This window comes from Streptomyces prasinopilosus, from assembly GCF_001419695.1.
Taxonomy (GTDB): domain Bacteria; phylum Actinomycetota; class Actinomycetes; order Streptomycetales; family Streptomycetaceae; genus Streptomyces; species Streptomyces prasinopilosus.
In genome coordinates this window covers 1-3,092 of sequence record NZ_LIRG01000564.1, presented here as the reverse complement: position 1 = coordinate 3,092, position 3,092 = coordinate 1, and the positions used below count along the sequence as shown (strand labels likewise).

The window sequence follows — 3,092 nt, the reverse complement described above, 5'->3', positions numbered from 1 at the left end:
CACCGAGGCCGCCGCGACCGCCACGCACGACTGGTCACCCTTGATCACGGTTCGGACCCGCCAGGGCGCGCCGAGGTAGTCGTGCTTGCCGTCGAGTATCACCGCGTCGGGCCGGACCGGCAGTCCTTCGAGCGCGCGTACCGCCGCCAGCCGCAGCGCGGCCGTCATCCCCAGTCGGTCGATCTCCTCGTGGGACGCGTGGCCCAGGGCGTACGACGTCACCCAGTCCCGCAACGTCCGGTCGAGCGCGTCGCGCCGCTTGACGGTGAGGAGTTTGGAGTCGGTGAGGCCCTCGGGAGGCCGGCGCAGTCCGGTGACCGCCGCGCAGACGGTGACGGGACCGGCCCAGGCGCCGCGCCCCACCTCGTCGACACCTGCGACGATCTTCGCCCCGGTGGTGGCGCGGAGGGAGCGCTCGACAGTGTGAGTCGGTGGTTCGTACGGCATGGCGCCCTTAGCGTACGCCGCCCGGAACGGCCCTCGACACCCAGGTCGCCCGAGCGGGCCGGGGTCCCGGAGGTCCGGGGCCGGGAGCCCGTCGGTCGCAGCGGCGGACCCGTCGGCAGGCCGGTCGGCCCCCGCACAGCGACGCCCACCCCTTCGCTTCCGCACATCCCGGGGCGGCGCCTTCTCATCGCCGGACGGCGCCGGGGGCACGGCCGTTCGCCGCGTCGACACGCATCTCTCCCTGCTCGGCACAGCGCTTGATGCCGCGCTCGATATCGTGCCCGATCATCCCCCGGAGCATTCCGGCGGTCGGTTCCACGTCCCCTTCGAAGCTCACGACGGGGAACCGTTGCGCCCGCACGGATCGCATGTGTGAAGGACCGGTCACAGGGTGAGATCCGGTCGGGAGCGCACCGCGCCCCGGCACGACCGGCCGCCGGAGCTACACCGGCATCCAGCTCGGCAGTGCCTCGACCCGCTCGACCCACCCGGCGGGCGGTGTCCCGGCCTTCCCCGCCGCGACCACCCCGCCCACGATGGCGCAGGTCGTGTCGACGTCCCCGCCCGCCTGAGCCGTGGTCCAGAAGGCCTGCTCGTAGTCGCCCAGGGCGCGGGCCGCCGACCACAGCGCGAAGGGAACGGTGTCGTGGGCCGTCGTCCGCCGCCCGCACCCCAGCACGGCGGCGACGGTGGCCGTGTCCGCGTAGTCGAGCATGTCCCGGGCCCGCCGCAGCCCCGCGCCGACCGCACTCCTCCTGGGCACCAGCGCGACCACCCCGTCGAGCAGGGCCTCGGGGCCGGGCGGCCCGCCGGGGGCGGCGGCGAGTGCGGCCGCCGCGGCGACGGCCATCGCGCCGACCACGGCCTCGCGGTGCTGGTGGGTGGGGTAGGCCGAGATCTCGGCCTGGTGGGTTGCCTGCTCCGGATCGTCCGCGTACCAGGCGCCCAGGGGTGCGACGCGCATCGCGGCACCGTTGCCCCAGGACCCCTGGCCGTTGAAGAGGGCGGCGGCGAGTTCGCGCCAGTCCCCGCCCTCACGGACCAGCCGCAGCAGCCGGCCGACCGCGGGCCCGTAGCCCCGGTCGAAGTCGTGGTGCCCGGCGAAGGAGCCCGCGAGGGCGTCCTGGTCGATCCGCTGGTGGGAGGCGAGGACGGCGACGACCGAGCAGGCCATCTCGGTGTCGTCCGTCCACTGCCAGGGGCCCGGGGGCAGCTCGCGGCGCATGAGCAGCGGATAGTTCACCGGGACGAAGAACTGCGAGCCCAGCGCGTCCCCCACCGACAGTCCGCGCAGGCTGGACAGGGCGCGGGCCAGGCGCCCCGCGGAGGTGGAGTCGGCGGTCGTCATCGTCCTGCCACCCTATCCGGTGATCCCGTACGGTTCCGGCTGCCGCCACTGCTCGAAGGGCCGGTCGAGCGTGTACTTGCCGTCCTCCCCCAGGACGAGGACCCGCATCTCGGCGTTACCCGGGTTCGACAGGGATTCGAACTCCGCGACGGTCCAGTGGAACCACCTCATGCAGAACAGCCGCATGGCGAGACCGTGCGTCACGATGAGGACGTTCGGCGGGTGGTCGGGGGCGTCGAAGCTGCGGAACAGGCTCTCCAGGAAACCGTCGACCCGGTCGTAGACGTCGGCGCCGGACTCGCCCTGGGCGAAGCGGTAGAAGAAGTGGCCGTACGCGTCCCGGTACGCCTTCTGCAGACGGACGTCCTTCAGGTCCTGCCAATTCCCCCAGTCCTGCTCGCGCAGTCTCGGCTCCTCCCGCACGCGTATGAGCTCCGGGTCGAGGCCGAAGGCGCTCAGCGTCTGGTGCGTACGGCGGTAGGGGGAGACGTACACGCTGACGCGCTCCCGCCCGAACAGGTCGCGCAGCCTCTTGCCCGTCTCCTCCGCCTGCCGCCGGCCCCGCTCGGTCAGGGCCAGCGCGTGATCGGGTTCGCGCTCATAAACGGAGTCGTCGACGTTGCCCGTTGATTCACCGTGCCGGACGAGGACGATGCGCCGTGGTCGTGCCATGCTGAAACCCTAGAACGGGCGACGGCCGACCGAGCACCCGTACGCGCCCCATACGGCACAGGTCACACACTCCCCGCGGTGCGGGACGGTTCCGCGCCCCGGCGCGTCACACCGTCCAGACCGGCTCCATGTCCACGATGTCCCCCGTGAGGGCCACGATGTCGGCCTCCGTCTGCGCCCGCAGCGCGAGACGTTCCACGCGTTCGGTGCGGTACTTGCCGTGCTCGGCCGCCGACCACCACATCGACAGCACCAGGAACTCGTTGCCGGGGGCCTCGCCGAACAGTCCCCGGACCATGCCGGGCGAACCCGCCATCGCCGGGTTCCAGACCTTCTCGTGCATCAGCACGAAATGCTCCGCGCGCTCCTCGTGGACCCGGCACAGCGCCACTCTCAGCAGGTCGACGTCCGTGAAGCGCGGTTCGAAGCCGGTCTTCACGTCGAAGCGGTGGTCGAACAGCCTGACCCGCGCGTCCTTGAAGGTGCCCGACTGCGTGGCGGCGAGCCGGTCGTGGGACCGGGCCATGAAGGAGTCGTAGAAGGCGCGGCTCTCCCAGAAGGAGAAGATGTGCGCCACGTCCTGCCGTCCCCGGCTCCAGCCCCCGCCCTGTCCACGAAACCCCGG

Annotated in this window: 4 protein-coding genes; all 4 read right to left on the bottom strand. The window is 72.3% G+C overall.

The features are described from left to right. Positions 1-447 (bottom strand): ribonuclease HII (locus AOK18_RS22195; RefSeq protein ID WP_167738725.1); only part of this gene is annotated, 447 nt, incomplete at its 3' end. A 442-nt stretch (positions 448-889) separates the two neighbouring features. Then, positions 890-1,795, bottom strand: a complete 906-nt coding sequence (locus AOK18_RS22185) for an ADP-ribosylglycohydrolase family protein (RefSeq protein WP_055695484.1) — start codon at positions 1,793-1,795, stop codon at positions 890-892. A 12-nt stretch (positions 1,796-1,807) separates the two neighbouring features. Then, positions 1,808-2,467, bottom strand: a complete 660-nt coding sequence (locus AOK18_RS22180) for a histidine phosphatase family protein (RefSeq protein ID WP_055570895.1) — start codon at positions 2,465-2,467, stop codon at positions 1,808-1,810. A gap of 106 nt (positions 2,468-2,573) precedes the next feature. Beyond that, on the bottom strand, positions 2,574-3,092 hold a 519-nt coding region (locus AOK18_RS22175; protein ID WP_055695485.1), incomplete at its 5' end, for a DUF4937 domain-containing protein.

Bases quoted from the DNA above. Each gene is read 5' to 3' on its own strand.
- AOK18_RS22180 (WP_055570895.1), bottom strand. From the start codon at position 2,467: ATGGCACGACCACGGCGCATCGTCCTCGTCCGGCACGGTGAATCAACG.
- AOK18_RS22185 (WP_055695484.1), bottom strand. From the start codon at position 1,795: ATGACGACCGCCGACTCCACCTCCGCGGGGCGCCTGGCCCGCGCCCTG.